This window comes from Serratia sp. K-E0102, from assembly GCF_029962625.1.
Classification (GTDB): Bacteria; Pseudomonadota; Gammaproteobacteria; order Enterobacterales; family Enterobacteriaceae; genus Serratia; species Serratia sarumanii.
Map to the genome: position 1 here is coordinate 4200962 of NZ_CP124754.1, position 14937 is coordinate 4215898.

Annotated in this window: 15 protein-coding genes; 3 read left to right on the top strand and 12 right to left on the bottom strand. The window is 61.5% G+C overall.

Translation table 11 applies throughout. The features are described from left to right. Positions 1-251: 251 nt before the first annotated feature. Genes SSARUM2_RS19985 through SSARUM2_RS20000 form a run of 4 tightly spaced genes read right to left on the bottom strand, consistent with a single transcriptional unit; the run spans position 252 to position 4336 of the window. On the bottom strand, positions 252-1577 hold the full coding sequence (locus tag SSARUM2_RS19985; RefSeq protein ID WP_033635842.1) for an MFS transporter: 1326 nt from the start codon (positions 1575-1577) through the stop codon (positions 252-254). Then, entirely contained in the window at positions 1574-2227 is a 654-nt protein-coding gene (locus SSARUM2_RS19990) for a DUF4286 family protein (protein ID WP_060431432.1), read from the bottom strand. Before SSARUM2_RS19990 ends, SSARUM2_RS19985 begins: the two co-directional genes overlap by 4 nt. Positions 2228-2276: 49 nt before the next feature. Continuing rightward, positions 2277-3623 carry an amidase gene (locus SSARUM2_RS19995; protein WP_060452482.1) on the bottom strand — a complete coding sequence of 449 codons (1347 nt, stop codon included), beginning with the start codon at positions 3621-3623 and terminating at the stop codon, positions 2277-2279. Next, positions 3623-4336 carry a DUF2848 domain-containing protein gene (locus SSARUM2_RS20000; protein ID WP_033635845.1) on the bottom strand — a complete coding sequence of 238 codons (714 nt, stop codon included), beginning with the start codon at positions 4334-4336 and terminating at the stop codon, positions 3623-3625. Before SSARUM2_RS20000 ends, SSARUM2_RS19995 begins: the two co-directional genes overlap by 1 nt. A 162-nt stretch (positions 4337-4498) precedes the next feature. Between SSARUM2_RS20000 and SSARUM2_RS20005 the strand changes: the two genes are divergently transcribed. Beyond that, a complete protein-coding gene (locus SSARUM2_RS20005) occupies positions 4499-5143 on the top strand; it encodes a GntR family transcriptional regulator (protein ID WP_170310382.1) in 645 nt (214 codons plus the stop codon). Between the two features lie 225 nt (positions 5144-5368). Here the strand turns inward: SSARUM2_RS20005 and SSARUM2_RS20010 are convergent, their stop codons facing one another. The 3 genes from SSARUM2_RS20010 to SSARUM2_RS20020 form a co-directional block, all read right to left on the bottom strand. After that, a complete protein-coding gene (locus SSARUM2_RS20010; protein WP_033635847.1) occupies positions 5369-5686 on the bottom strand; it encodes a BrnA antitoxin family protein in 318 nt (105 codons plus the stop codon). Beyond that, entirely contained in the window at positions 5649-5972 is a 324-nt protein-coding gene (locus tag SSARUM2_RS20015) for a BrnT family toxin (protein ID WP_072270113.1), read from the bottom strand. Before SSARUM2_RS20015 ends, SSARUM2_RS20010 begins: the two co-directional genes overlap by 38 nt. A 75-nt stretch (positions 5973-6047) precedes the next feature. Continuing rightward, entirely contained in the window at positions 6048-6794 is a 747-nt protein-coding gene (locus SSARUM2_RS20020; RefSeq protein WP_060452484.1) for an SDR family oxidoreductase, read from the bottom strand. 136 nt (positions 6795-6930) lie between these two features. Here SSARUM2_RS20020 and SSARUM2_RS20025 point away from each other — a divergent pair, with 136 nt between their 5' ends. Together SSARUM2_RS20025 and SSARUM2_RS20030 are read left to right on the top strand one after the other, a co-directional pair. Beyond that, positions 6931-7089: a hypothetical protein gene (locus tag SSARUM2_RS20025; RefSeq protein WP_154231761.1), complete on the top strand. Its 159-nt coding sequence runs from the start codon at positions 6931-6933 to the stop codon at positions 7087-7089. Continuing rightward, a complete protein-coding gene (locus SSARUM2_RS20030) occupies positions 7086-7616 on the top strand; it encodes a GNAT family N-acetyltransferase (protein WP_033649436.1) in 531 nt (176 codons plus the stop codon). Before SSARUM2_RS20025 ends, SSARUM2_RS20030 begins: the two co-directional genes overlap by 4 nt. 10 nt (positions 7617-7626) lie before the next feature. On the opposite strand, the gene SSARUM2_RS20035 is transcribed toward SSARUM2_RS20030, so the two are convergent. From SSARUM2_RS20035 to ubiI, 5 genes are all read right to left on the bottom strand, one after another. Continuing rightward, positions 7627-8592, bottom strand: a complete 966-nt coding sequence (locus tag SSARUM2_RS20035) for a zinc-binding alcohol dehydrogenase family protein (protein ID WP_060452486.1) — start codon at positions 8590-8592, stop codon at positions 7627-7629. 108 nt (positions 8593-8700) lie between these two features. Next, positions 8701-11580: an aminomethyl-transferring glycine dehydrogenase gene (gene gcvP / locus SSARUM2_RS20040; RefSeq protein WP_033635855.1), complete on the bottom strand. Its 2880-nt coding sequence runs from the start codon at positions 11578-11580 to the stop codon at positions 8701-8703. Between the two features lie 92 nt (positions 11581-11672). Beyond that, positions 11673-12059, bottom strand: coding sequence for a glycine cleavage system protein GcvH (gene gcvH, locus SSARUM2_RS20045; RefSeq protein WP_033649434.1), 387 nt, complete (start codon positions 12057-12059; stop codon positions 11673-11675). Between the two features lie 46 nt (positions 12060-12105). Beyond that, positions 12106-13203 carry a glycine cleavage system aminomethyltransferase GcvT gene (gcvT, locus tag SSARUM2_RS20050; protein WP_019455634.1) on the bottom strand — a complete coding sequence of 366 codons (1098 nt, stop codon included), beginning with the start codon at positions 13201-13203 and terminating at the stop codon, positions 12106-12108. Between the two features lie 507 nt (positions 13204-13710). Next, on the bottom strand, positions 13711-14913 hold the full coding sequence (ubiI, locus tag SSARUM2_RS20055) for an FAD-dependent 2-octaprenylphenol hydroxylase (RefSeq protein ID WP_039567268.1): 1203 nt from the start codon (positions 14911-14913) through the stop codon (positions 13711-13713). Positions 14914-14937: the final 24 nt, after the last annotated feature.

The following is a 14937-nucleotide window of genomic DNA, read 5'->3' on the forward strand; positions in this document are numbered from 1 at the left end:
GCAGACGCAAAGCGCATCGCCCCGCGATCGGTCAACGATGGCGGTGTGATAGTTGTCAAAAAAATCGGGAGGAAAATGAAATGAATAATTATGAAAGTGTGGAGTAACAGGCAGTTATGATGCGCGTGCGTCTTAGGCAGACAGGAGATAAACGGTAAACGGTCACAATTCCACGTTCCGCAACATGACCGTTAATGACCGTTTTTGTGGTTTTGACCGAACGCCGGGCCTAAAGTAGCCCGGCATTCTATTTACAGCGGCTTATGCGCCGTTTCCCGCGCCGCCCATACCGCCCAAAGCGTGATAAGCAGAGCCAACGCGACATAGGCGGAAATCGCCAGCGTGCTGTCGTAAGATTTAAACAACGAAGTGATGATCAGCGGGGCAAAGCCGCCACCGATAATCCCCGCCAAGGTATAGGCTAACGACGATCCGGCATAACGCACCCGTGTCGGGAACTGTTCCGTGATGAAGGCCGCCTGTGGCCCATACATCGCCGCATGGATCAACAGCCCGATCACTACTGCCGTGCAGATCAACACCGGTTGACTGCTGTCGAGCAGGACGAAGAATGCAAACGCCCACGCGATCGCCGCCAATGCACCGCCGATATACACCGGACGACGGCCGAAGCGATCCGACAAGGCGCCAAACAGCGGTACCGCGACGGCGTTGCCTATCGCCCCCAGCATGGTGGCACCCAGCGCCAGCGGGCGCGGCAGATTCAGCACGGTGGTGACGTAGGTCAATGTGAACACGACCACCAACGCATAGAGCACGTCAGAGCCGATACGCGATCCGCCGGCGATCAGCAGTGGGCGCATGTGCTGCGTGAAGACTTCGCGGATCGGCGACTGCGTAACATCTTTCGACGCCTCCAGTTGCAAAAATGCCGGCGTCTCACCCACTCCCCGACGCAGCCACAAACCGAAGATGACCAGCACCAGGCTCAGCAGGAACGGGATCCGCCAGCCCCATTGCTGGAAATCGTCCGCCGACATCGCCAACGTCACCAGCGTAATCAGGCCGGTGCCGATCAGCGAACCGCAGGACGGCCCTACCTGAGCAAAGGACGCGTTGCGCCCGCGCTGATGCGGCTTACCGTGTTCCATCGACAACAGCACCGCCCCCGCCCATTCTCCGCCCAGCGCAATGCCCTGAATAAAGCGCAGCGTCACCAGCAGCAACGGGCTCCAAATCCCCCAGCTGGCATAGCCGGGCAACAATCCCATCAGCGCCGTGGTCACGCCCATGATCACCAGCGTGGTGACCAGCACAAAACGCCGCCCCAACACATCGCCAAGGTGACCGAACACGATGCCACCGATCGGCCGGGAAACATAACCCACCGCGTAAGTGGAGAACGCCAGAATCGTGCCCACCAGCGGATCGAACGATGGGAAGAATACATGGTTGAAAATCAACGCGGCCATGATGTTGTAGACGGTGAAATCGTACCATTCCAACGCCGTGCCAATCGAGCTGGCCGCCGCCAACTTGCCGGTATTGGGCGGTGCAGCGGCACTTTCTGCGGCCGGCGCGGCAGCCTGTGCCGTTTCAGTGGTGTATGCGTTCATGATGTCAGCTCCTGTGCGGTCAGTTGCCAGCCAAGGGCATAGTGCCAGGCATCGGCGGCGGGCATGTTCAGCGCTTCAGCGGCCTGCTCGCTTAAACGCAGGCCGGCTTCGGCGTCGCTGCTTTCGATCAATAGCATCGGCAGCATTCGGCGGTTTTCTCGCGATTCTTTCGGCAGCGGGGAACTGAGTTCGGCATCCGGCGTCAACAGGCTGCTGCGCACAAAGCCAGGCTGTTCAGCCAGCCGTGCGCCCAGTTGCAAGATGCGGGCATGCAGCGCTTCCGATGCCGCCGACGGCAGCACGAAGATACAGAGATGACTGCCGCACCCTTGGCCGGTGACCGCCTCCACCGCACACACCCGGCGCATTGGATCGCGCATTTTCTCCAGGCTGGCCACCGACCAAGGCGTTTGGTGTTGAAACGCGGCGCGATAGGCTTCGGAGGTAAAGCTGGCCAACGATTCGGTTTTATACAGCCCCAAATATTGACGCCCGCCCTGCAATGCCCGATAGCGTGTGCCGGATAAAAAGCCGGGCACCCGCACCCGCTCCTCCACGTGTTCGCGGTCATACCAGCGATTGAAATCCGCAGCATCCTGCGTGGCGACATCCGTCGCGACAAACAGCATTCCGTTCGGGGAATCGTTCATGGATATTCTCCTGGTCATCTCAAAAGGCAGGCCTGCGCCCACCGGAAAATCACGCCTCGGCAAGACGGCGTTCGATCGCCAGCGCCCATCCCAGCAGCGCCTCATCACACATCGGCAAGCCCGCCAGCATCAGGCCGATCGGCGCGGCGCCCGGCCGCTGGCAGGGCAAGGACAGCGCACAGCCGTCGAGGAAATTGACGATCGCGGGATTGCGCAGCATCAGTCCGTTGCAACGGAAGTAGGCATCATCCGCCGCCAGCTCGCCGATAGTTGGCGCAATCATCGGCACGGTCGGCATCAGCAGAGCGTCAAACCTCTGCAGCTCCGCCGTAATCCGCCGCTGCCAGTCGGCGCGTTGCCGCTGCAACAGCTGCAGATCGGCGTCACCCAGGGATGCACCGCGGCGAATGCGCGACAGCACCCGCGGGTCATAGCCCTCGGCCCGTTCAGCGATCAACGCTTGATGCCAGCACCAGGACTCCAACGCGGTGAAACCACCGTTGGCATTGAACGCGGCCAGTTCGGCGAACGCCGTAGCGGGAATGAATTCAATCTGCGCCCCCGCCTGAGACAGGCATTGCAGGCTGCGCTGGAATGCCTCGGCAACCGCCGGCTGCAGTTCATCCAGCACCACCGTTTGCGGCACGGCAAAATGCGCCTGCGCCAAGCTTTTTTGCGGCACCCGCAGCGGGCTGTCGGCAATCAGTGCGTCCAGCGCAATACAGCTGGCGACGTCATGAGCAATCACGCCGATCGAATCCAGCGAAGGCGACAGCGGCAATAAGCCAGCGTCATTGATGCGCCGTGCAGTGGGTTTATACCCGGTCAACCCGCACAGCGCGGCGGGAATGCGTACCGACCCGCCGGTATCGCTGCCAATCGCGCCCAGGCACATGCCGTCGGCCACCGCCACCGCCGCACCGGAAGAGGAGCCGCCGGGAATGCGTGCCGCCTGGCGCTCCCAGGGGTTGGCCGGCGTCCCGTAATGCGGGTTGATGCCCAGCCCGGAATAGGCGAATTCCGTCATCGTCGTTTTGCCCACCACCACCGCGCCGGCTTGCAACAGCCGTTCTACTACCGCAGCGTGCTTTTCCGCGGGCGGCGCGTCGGCTAACACGCGCGAGCCCGCCGTGGTCACCTCACCGGCCACGTCAAACAGATCCTTGATTGAGACAGGCACGCCATCCAGCGCCGACAGCGGCGAGCCGGCGGCGCGCCGCCGATCGGAGGCCTGCGCTTGCCGTTGTGCCCACTCGGCGTAGGTTCGCGTAAACGCGCGCGCGCCCTCCCCCCGCTCATCGGCGATCTGCGCCAAAGCGGCGGCGGTCAGCTGCGCTGCGGTGAACTCCCCGCTAGCCAGGCCGGCGCTGGCCTGCATCAACGTCAGCTTTTTCATCACGCCACCACCGGCAGTTCAATGCTGCGATAACCGTGACTGATGGTGCGCCCAAGCACATCGTCCACCAATTCCATGCGAAACTCGCCGGCCGGTCGAATGCCGCCGATCGCCGCTACCGTGCCGCAAGTCATCGCCAACCCGTCGGGCGTTTGCGGTTGCGCCAGCCCGCACTCCGGCGGCTGCATACCGGTGAAGTAACGCTCCAGCAAATCACCGGGCGTACGCAGCGCGGCAAGGCTGCCCTGTTGATACAATCGCCATTCGCCCTCTTCCTTGATCCACGAACGCAAGATCAAACTGTCCCAATGTTCCAGCACCTCCTGCAGCGGCCAGGCGGCTCGCGCCACCGGTTTAACGCAAATCTGTTTCGACAGCGCCACGCTGTGCGCTTCGAGTTGACGATCGGTGTGATCGGACGCCAATGACACGAACAGTTCGCCGCGATGGGCAAAAATCAGCGGTTCCGCTTCGCCGGACGTCGCGTTGCCAATGACTTCAATGGTCTCTTGCTGGCTCAACTGATTGGCGGCAACGCGGTAAAACAGGGGGATTGCACTGGGCTGGGGCACGCCCAGCTCGGCCAATTCACGAATATGGTGCAAGATCGCTTCGCGATCGCGCCCGGTCCAACCGGCGATCACCAGATGATCAATCTCAACATTCAACGTCGCTGCGCCGCGGGATTCAGGTAAAGTGAAGGTCAGTCTCATGGCAGTTTCGCCCCTCTTGTTAAAACACTGTGAAATTTCACTATATCTTTAGTTACCAAATAAGCGATTTTCATGCCATGTTTTTGTGTACTATGTCTAAAAACTTTCTTCTTGCAGGAGCAAAACGTGAAGACTGTTGACGCAGAAAGCCCGCAGCGCCCGATGACGGAAGAAGCCGGCGTCTCACTGAACGAGCTGGCCTACCGGCGCTTCAAACAGGCGCTGGTCACACTCAGCTACAAGCCGGGCGAATATCTCAATACTGCGCAGGTGATGAACGATCTGGATATGGGCAGAACGCCGATCAATCAGGCAATCCACCGCTTGGCCAACGAGGGGTTACTGCAGGTCATCCCGCGCAAAGGCGTGATGGTTTCACCGTTGTCGATGGACGATGCGTTGGAATTGATCGAAGTAAGGCTGGCTAACGAGATGCTGTGCATGCAGCTGGCGAGCCAGAGGATTACCGAGAGGCAAATCGCGACGCTGACCGAACTCAACCGGCAAATCGAAGCCGCGAGCCAGGAGCGAGATAGAGTGCGAATGATGACACTCGATCATGCGTTTCACCAAGAGCTGGCGCAGATCGCCGGCAATAACATGCTGGCGGATATCCTGAGTGTGCTGCACGCCAGGGCGCAGCGTTTTTGGGCCAGCACCCTGTCGCGGGAAGGGCATATGCGCGAAGTGATCGACGAACACCGGGCAATTATCGCCGCGCTGGCCGCACAAGACAGCGCCGCCGCCGCCGAGGCCGCGCAGGCGCATATCTTGTCATTCCGCAGCGCGCTGCTGCACGACGGGTAACCCCGCGGCGCAGGATATTACCGGGAATAGTTATGATGACCCTGTTCTGCCGATGAGCAGGAGATAAACGGTAAACGGTCACATTTCACGCTCCGCAGAATGACCGTTTTTATAGTTTTGACCGAGCTCCGTCGAGAGGTAGCCGACGTTGGTAGGCGTTGCCTTAAAAAACAGCAAAAAAAATCCGGTGAGAATCTCACCGGACCGTTAGCCACCTGACACAAATTATTCCTCGTGCTCATGCTCTTTCAACATCGCCTCACGCAGCACAGCGTTCAGGCGTTTCTGATAGCCCTTGCCTGGCCGCTGAAGCCAGGCCAACACATCCGCATCGATTCGGATGGTTTTCGATACTTTCATCGGTTTATAAAAACGCCCCTGAACCGCAGCCTGCCACTTCTCCTCACCCAGGGCCGGGGCATCGGTATAATCGATATCCTCATCCGGCAGCGCGCTCAGTGAAGCAATTTGCGCTTTCTGCTCCTCCGTCAACGGAGGGAGTACGCTATGCGCCAGATTTTTGGCGGAATTTTTGCGCTTCATATCTTCCCCTCTCTTTGGCATCGGCCTTGCGTGCTGAAATGATGCGCACGATCTCTACTGTATCGCCTTCGACATCCTTTTCGGTCGTCGTATGTGCCACCAGCAACAGCAAACAGGAGCCGACCATACCGATCGTTTGCCAGCGTTCTTCTCCATCCTCAATCCTTTCCAGCACGGCCAAATGGTTGGGATCCAGAAAAACCCGTTGCGCAATCTCAAAACTGACGCGGTGTTTACGCTGGTTACTGTGATTTTTATCCTGATTCCATTCAAAATAAACATACATTTTTGTAACTACATTTTGATTATTATTTAATCAAAATACACTCCGCACGGCGGGATGTCAAAACCCCTCATGCATTCAACGCCCGCCTGCGGCCTCGATAAAAGTGCCGGTCACGTAAGACGCGGCGTCAGACAGCAGCCAGGCGATCGCCTCCGCCACTTCCTGCGGTTGGCCGCCGCGTTGCATCGGCAAACTGTCCTTCACGCGATCCACCCGGCCGGGCTCGCCGCCGCTGGCGTGCATCTCGGTATAGATGAATCCGGGCCGCACGCCGTTGACGCGGATGCCCTGCGCCGCCACCTCGCGCGATAACCCGATGGTCAGGGTATCGACGGCGCCTTTCGAGGCGGCGTAATCGACGTATTCCCCGGCAGCCCCCAACCGGGACGCCGCGGAGGAAACGTTGACGATCGCGCCGCCCTGCCCGCCATGGCGCAGCGCCATGCGCTTCACCGCCTCGCGGCAACACAGGAAGTAATCGGTAACGTTAGTGCTCAGCACCTGATTGATGCGCTCGGCGGTCAACTGCTCAATGTTCGCCTGCCGGAACAGAATGCCGGCATTGTTGACCAACGCACTGAGCGTGCCCAGCCCCGCGTCCAGCGCGGCGAACATCGCCATCACCTGCGCTTCGTCGACCACATCGGCCTGCAGCGCCAGCGCCTTGCCGCCCTGCGCCTCAATCTCTGCCACCACCTGCCGCGCCGCGCTTTCGTCGCGCAGGTAATTCACGCCCACTGCATAACCCTGCCGGGCCAGCAACAACGCGGCCGCACGGCCAATTCCCCGGCTCGCGCCGGTCACCAATGCCACTTTCGCCATACTGTTTTTTTTCCTGATCGACAATGTCAAAATAACGTCCTGTGTACAGGTAATCTTATTGCCCCTCAGAGTATAGATGTCGGCGGTGCCCTGAAAAGCGAACGCCGAAACAACGGCCTGCCTCCAGAGTTGAACCGTGCGATGCGGCAAACCGACAGCAGACTGGGAGCCGCTGGCCGACAAAATCGGCGCGCAGCTGCGCGTCACCGAAGGCCTCGACGATCGCGGCATCGGTTTTATTATCGATTTGCCGGAAAGTTACCGGCCACAGACTGAGAGTGAACAACGATCATGAGCGCCCCTGTCCTGCTGCAACGGCAGCAACTCGACCGACTATGGGATATTGACCGCAGCGAAATTATCGACACCCTGTATCGCCTGCAGGACGGTAAACTGCAAGCCTACCCGGACTACTACGACGTGCGCGGTTGGGATCCGCACGACCGGGAAACCTATACGCCGATCCACGAAGCTTGCTTCGATCGCGGCGGCGCGTTCTTCGCGCGGTTCGAAGGCGAAGAGATCGTGGCGGCGGCGGCGCTGGATACCGAGCCGCGCGGCCCACAGCGGGATCTGCGCCAGCTGCTGTTCTTTTACGTCAGCGCGCACCAACGCGGCCAGGGGTTAGGCAAGCAGCTGTTCCAGCTCTGCCTGCGTCAGGCGGCGCAAGAAGGCGCCGCCGGGCTGTACGTCTCCTCCATCCCCAACAAAAGCACCGTAGACTTCTATCTGGCGCAAGGGTGCCGGCTCATCGAGCGCCCGGATGCCGAGCTGTTCGCCCGCGAGCCGGAGGATATTCACCTGGTCTGCCCTTGCCGCTAGCGGCAGGAACTTAGCGGGCGATGCGTATCACCGAACGCACGTCGCTTTTCTTGTTCAGATCCCATACCTCGGCGATCTCCGCCAGCGCGTGCTCCTGCGTCTCGATAGTGAGCGCGCCCGTCGCCGCCAGCGCCAGAATTTCGGTCGCGTAGCGCTGCATCTCCGGGATCGGCGGGAAGTTGCCGGTGCCGCTGCCGAGGATCTGCAGCTGATTGCTGCGCAGCACCGCCGCCGGCAGCCGGATGTCCGGCGCGGCCATCGAGCCGACGTTGACCAGGCGAATGCCGCGCCCGCCGGCGTAAGACGAGAGATCGTGATTATTGAGCGTCGCGAGCAGCGCTTCGGTCGCCGGACCCCAGATATAATCGACGATCACCTGATAACCGCCCGACCCCGCCGCCGCCGCGAAGGCCTGCGTCAGCGCCTCGCCCTGCAGGCTCAGATCCACCGTGGCATCCACGCCCAACGCTTCCAGCACGCTCAGCCGACGGCCGGCGGCAACGATGCGCCCGGCTCCCGCCTGACGCGCCGCGGCGACCGCCAGTTTGCCCGAGGTGCCGGTAGCGCCGATGATCAGCACCGTTTCACCGGGCTGCAGATCCGCCCGCCAGCGCAGCGGCAGCCAGGCGGCGAAGGCCGGATTGATCAGCGCCGCCGCCGTGGCGTCGTCCACCGCCTCCGGCACCGACACCGTCCATGACGCGACGCTGCGCTCAGCCATCGCGCCGTAAGGGCGGCGGAAGGAGGCGAAATACACCCGTAGCCCGTCGGCCGTCCGGCCCACGCCGTCGGTGCCGGGTACGATCGGCAACTGCTTGGGGCTGGAGTAATGGGTGCCGGCGACGGTGGCGCGATCCAGCTGTTTGATACCGGCCGCCAGAACGTCGATCGGCACTTCATTCGCCTGCGCCTGAGGCTCCTCAAAGGTGCCGAAAACCGGGGCTTGCCCCAACGCTGTTACGATTGCCGCTTGCATGGTGACTCCTCAAATCGTGGGAACGTACGGGAAAGAATAGGCCGCAATAAAATAAAAAGGGACACCGCATGATGCGGTGTCCCCCGAACACAAACTTTGCCGAACGTGTTATTCGTAGTCGCTCATCGGCACGCAAGAGCAGAACAGGTTACGGTCGCCGTACACGTCATCCAGACGCTTAACGCTCGGCCAGTACTTGTTCTCGCGCACGCCGGCCACCGGGAACACCGCCAGCTCGCGGCTGTACGGGTGCTGCCAGTCGTTAACCAGCTCAGCCTGCACGTGCGGCGCATTCACCAGCGGGTTATCTTCCAGCGGCCATTCACCTTTGGCGACGCGATCGATCTCGCTGCGGATCGCCAGCATCGCATCGATAAAGCGATCCAACTCCACCTTGCTTTCCGACTCGGTCGGCTCGACCATCAGCGTGCCCGCCACCGGGAACGACATGGTCGGCGCGTGGAAGCCGAAGTCGATCAGGCGCTTGGCGATGTCCATTTCGCTGATACCGGTCTCTTCCTTCAGCGGACGAATATCGAGGATACATTCGTGCGCCACGCGGTGATCGCGGCCGGTATACAGAATCGGATAGGCGTCTTTCAGGCGGGTAGCGATGTAGTTGGCATTCAGGATCGCCATCTGGCTGGCCTGCTTCAGGCCTTCCGCGCCCATCATGCGGATGTACATCCAGCTGATAGGCAGGATGGAGGCGCTGCCGAACGGCGCTGCGGAAACCGCGCCCTGCTGGGTGGTTACGCCGTCGATCTGCACGACGCTGTGGCCAGGCACGAACGGCGCCAGGTGCGCTTTCACGCCGATCGGGCCCATGCCCGGGCCGCCGCCGCCGTGCGGGATGCAGAAGGTTTTATGCAGGTTGAGGTGCGAAACGTCCGCGCCGATGTAGCCTGGCGTGGTGATGCCCACCTGGGCGTTCATATTGGCGCCGTCCAGATACACCTGGCCGCCGAACTGATGCACGATCTGGCACACTTCGCGGATGGTTTCTTCATACACGCCGTGGGTCGACGGGTAGGTCACCATGATGCAAGAGAGTTCTTCGCCCGCCTGCTCCGCCTTAACGCGCAGATCGTGCAGATCGATGTTGCCGTTCTTGTCGCAGGCGACCACCACCACGCTCATGCCCGCCATTTGGGCGGAGGCCGGGTTGGTGCCGTGCGCGGAGCTCGGGATCAGGCAGACGTGGCGGCCCGCTTCGTTGCGGCTTTCGTGGTAGCGGCGGATCGCCAGCAGGCCGGCGTATTCGCCCTGCGCGCCGGAGTTCGGCTGCATGCACACCGCGTCATAGCCGGTCAGCTGCACCAGCCACTGAGACAGTTGGCCGATCATCTGCTGGTAGCCGGCAGCCTGCTCCGGCGGGCAGAACGGGTGCAGCTCGGAGAATTCAGGCCAGGTGATCGGGATCATTTCCGCCGCGGCGTTCAATTTCATGGTGCAAGAGCCCAGCGGGATCATCGCCTGGTTCAGCGCCAGATCTTTGCGCTCCAGGCGATGCATATAGCGCATCATCTCGGTTTCGCTGTGATAGCGGTTGAATACCGGGTGGGTCAGGATCGGATCCTGACGCAGCATGGCGGCCGGGATCGATTGACTGCTCTTGCTCACCGCCGCGTCCAGCGCGTCGATGTCCAGGCCGTGGTTGTCGCCGGCCAGCAGTGCGAACAGCGTCTGCACGTCTTCGCGCGAGGTGGCTTCGTCCAGCGTGATGCCTACGGCGCCGTGGATATCGGTACGCAGGTTGATGCCGAAGCTCAGCGCGCGTTCCAGCACCGCCGCTTTGTCTTTCACCTCAACGGTCAGGGTGTCGAACCAGGTGTTGTGGCGCAGCGTCAGGCCGGCCTTCTGCAGCCCGGCAGCCAGAATGTCGGTCAGGCGATGGATACGCCCGGCGATGCGCTGCAGCCCTTGCGGGCCGTGATATACCGCATACAGGCTGGCGATGTTGGCCAACAGCACCTGCGAGGTACAGATATTCGAGTTGGCCTTTTCGCGGCGGATATGCTGCTCGCGGGTCTGCATCGCCATGCGCAGCGCGGTGTTGCCGGCGGCATCGCGGGAAACGCCGATGATGCGGCCCGGCATCGAGCGCTTGAACTCGTCGCGGCAGGCGAAGAAGGCGGCGTGCGGGCCGCCGTAGCCCATCGGCACGCCGAAGCGCTGCGCGGAGCCGAACACCACGTCGGCGCCCTGCTTGCCCGGCGCGGTCAGCAGCACCAGAGCCATGATGTCGGCGGCCACGCTGGTGATGATTTTGCGCGATTTCAGTTCGGCCAGCAGCGCGCTGTAGTCGTGCAGCTCGCCGGTGGTGCCCACCTGTTGCAGCAGAACGCCGAACACGCCGTCCAGCTCCAGCACTTTTTCCGCTTTATCGACGATGACGTCGAAGCCGAAGGTTTCGGCGCGGGTGCGCACCACGTCCAGCGTCTGCGGATGCACGTCGTCAGCTACGAAGAAGCGGTTGGCGTCTTTCAGCTTGCTGGCGCGTTTGGCCAAGGCCATCGCTTCGGCGGCGGCGGTGGCTTCATCCAGCAGCGAAGCGGAAGCCAGATCCAGGCCGGTCAGATCGAGGGTCACGGTCTGGAAGTTCAGCAGCGCTTCCAGGCGGCCCTGCGACACTTCCGGCTGATAAGGGGTGTAAGCGGTGTACCAACCCGGATTTTCCAGCATGTTGCGCAGGATCACCGGCGGCGTCAGCACGGCGCTGTAGCCCATGCCGATATAGGATTTGTAGCGCTGATTTTGCGAGGCGATCGCCTTCAGCTCAGCCAGCGCCTGGTGTTCGGTCGCCGCGTCGCCGACCGGCGGCGGCCCCGGCAGCTGAATGTCCGCCGGCACGATCTGTTGGATCAGCGCGCTGAGCGAGCGAGCGCCCACCGCTGCCAGCAACTCCTGGCGTTGTTCCGCAGAAGAGCCGATGTGGCGTTCAATGAACGCTTCGCTGTGTTCGAGTTGGCTGAGTGTCTGGGTCATTGCTACAAATTCCTGAATGCTTGCGTGATACGGGATATAGCTTGAGCGGTAACTAAAACGCCCCGGCCGAAAGGCCTGGGGCGTGGTCACGATTACTCGTCGATCGAGGCCTGATAAGCCGCGGCGTCCAGCAGGTTCGCCAGCTCGCCTTCGTCGGCGGCTTTAATCTGGAACAGGAAGCCGTCACCGTAAGGCTCGCTGTTCACCAGCTCCGGGGAGCTTTCCAGCTCGCCGTTCACCGCCACGATTTCGCCGCTGATCGGCGCGTAAATGTCCGACGCCGCCTTGACGGACTCCGCCACGGCGCAATCTTCACCGGCGGCGACGCGGCGGCCCACTTCCGGCAGATCGACAAACACCATATCGCCCAGCAGTTCCTGCGCGTGTTCGGTGATGCCTACGGTGTAAACGCCGTTACCTTCTGAACGAACCCACTCGTGGGAGGATGCGTATTTCAATTCTGTTGGCACATTGCTCATCGCCGGTTACTCCTTCGAAGAAATAAAAGAATCAATCAATAAAAAATCAATTTGTCAGCGGCTTGCCGGCGCGAACGAAACCGGGCTTGGTCACTTTGACCGGCATTTCACGGTTGCGGATCTGCACGATGGCCTGCTCGCCGATGCCCGCCGGCACGCGCGCCAGCGCGATGCTGAAGCCCAGCGTCGGAGAGAACGAACCGCTGGTGATCACGCCTTCGTGGGTTTGCCCCGCCGCGTCGGTGAAACGCACCGGCAGCTCATTACGTAATACGCCTTTTTCCGTCATGATCAAGCCGACCAGTTGCTCGGTGCCCTGATCGCGCTGTTGTTCCAGCGCTTCACGGCCGATGAAACGGCGATCTTCCGGCTGCCAAGCGATGGTCCAGCCCATGTTGGCGGCCAGCGGCGAAACGCCTTCGTCCATCTCTTGCCCGTAGAGGTTCATGCCCGCTTCCAGACGCAGCGTGTCGCGCGCGCCCAGACCGGCCGGCTTGACGCCCGCGGCCAGCAATTTTTGCCAGAAATCCGCCGCCTGCTCTTTCGGCAGCGCGATCTCATAGCCGGCCTCGCCGGTGTAACCGGTGGTGGCGATGAACAGCTCGCCGGCCTGCACGCCGAAGAACGGCTTCATGCCTTCGACCGCACTTTTTTGTTCCGGGGTGAACAGCGTGCCGGCTCGCTCTTTGGCCTGCGGGCCCTGCACCGCGATCAACGCCAGATCGTCGCGTACCGTCAGCGCAACGCCATACGGCGCAGCGTGCTCTTCAATCCAGGCCAGGTCTTTGTCGCGGGTGGCGGAGTTCACCACCAGGCGGAAATAGTCTTCAGTGAGGAAATAAACGATCAGGTCGTCAATCACACCGCCGGAGGCATTCAGCATGCCGGTGTACAGCGCTTTGCCGGGTTGGGTCAGTTTGGCGACGTCGTTCGCCAGCAGGTAGCGCAGGAACTCGCGGGTGCGGGCGCCGTGCAGATCCACAATGGTCATGTGGGACACGTCGAACATGCCGGCATCCTGACGCACCGCGTGGTGCTCATCAAGCTGCGAGCCGTAGTGCAGCGGCATCATCCAGCCGTGAAAGTCTACCATGCGCGCACCGCACGCCACGTGCTGGTCGTACAGTGGGGTTTGCTTTGCCATCTTTTCCCTCTTTCCACTCGTCGCTAGAAGTTAGGGTGCTGCCACGCAATGCGGCGGAGCCTGGCTCGCGGCCCGATCGCCATGGCGCACTGACTGCTCAACACAAATGCTGCGCCGGGACGGGCGAAAACTGCGTGCAACCGCCGTGACGCAAACGATACCTTTCCCTCGAACTTATCACCGAACGACCACATTAACCATAAGTTAAAATAGGCTCATCGCCGTTCCGGGGCGGTAAAATGCCGGGCTAGTGTGCAGAGTTTTTCACTGGAAAAATGCGCTTTAAGGCACAAAATTAACAATTAAAGCGGCAAAACTCCGAAGTTATATAACAAACCGACGGCCGCACATGAGATTCCGACTTTTGATAACCGAACATGGAATTAGAAAAAGTAATGATAAAAAGCGGCTGAAATTAGATTATTTCAAATGAAGGGTTATATAAGGAAAGACGATGGCATAAGGCAAGAAGCGCGAGCCCGCGGAGGGCTCGCAGAAGGCAGGATGTCAGGCAAGCCACTCGGGCAGATCGTTCAGGCCCATCGCCTGACGCACCAGCTTCGGCTTGACGCCCGGCAGGCTGTCCGCCAGCCGCAGGCCCACGTCGCGCAGCAGCTTTTTGGCCGGGTGATTACCGTCGAACAGTTCGCGGAACCCCTGCATGCTGGCCAGCATTACCGCCGCGCCATGTTTGCGGCGGCGCTCATAGCGGCGCAGATAGAGGTGCTGGCCGATATCCTTGCCCTGCCGCTGCAGGCGGCGCAGTTCGGAAATCAGCTCGGCGGCGTCCATAAAGCCCAGATTCACGCCCTGCCCGGCCAACGGATGCACGGTATGCGCCGCATCGCCCACCAGCGCCAGGCGGTGCGCGGCGAAACTGCGCGCATAGCGGCCGGTCAGCGGGAACGCCAGCCGTTCGCTTTCCAGGCTGCAAGCCCCCAGGCGCATGTCGAAGGCCATCGCCAGTTCGCGGTTGAACTGCGCCGGTTCCAGCTGCTTGAGCCGCTCGGCCTCTTCCGGCGTCACCGACCAGACGATGGAGCTCAAATGCGGATCGCTGAACGGCAGGAACGCCAGAATGCCGTCGCCGTGGAAAATTTGCCGCGCCGTCGCCTGATGCGGCTCTTCGGTGCGAATGGTGGCGACCAGCGCATGGTGGCGGTAATCCCAGAAGGTAAGCGGAATGTCGGCGTGCTGGCGCAGCCACGACTGGGCGCCGTCGGCGCCGATCATTAGGCGGGCGGTCAGCATGCGGCCATCCTCCAGCGTGACGAAAGCGTCGTTCTCGCCCCACGCCACCTGCTTGAGCGCGGCCGGGGTAATCAGCGTGATGTCCGACAGGCTTTCGGCGCGTTTCCACAGCGCCTGCTGGATCACCGAGTTTTCGATGATGTGGCCAAGATGGCTGAAGCCGCACTCGTCGCCGCGGAAGGCGATTTTGCCAAAGCTGTCGCGATCCCACACTTCCATCGCGTTATAAGCGCTGGCGCGCAGCTGGAGAATGTCATCCCACACGCCGATATGCTGCAGCAAACGCTCGCTGGCGGCATTGATGGCGGAGACCCGCAGCGCAGGCTGCTCCGACGGCGGCGCCATGTCCGGCTGGCGCTGCTCCAGCACCGCCACGCGCAGCCCGCTGCCCTGCAGGCCGCAGGCCAACGCCAGCCCCACCATACCGCCACCGGCGATAATCACGTCAAATGATTGCATGCTGCTCGATTTCCTTAAATAACG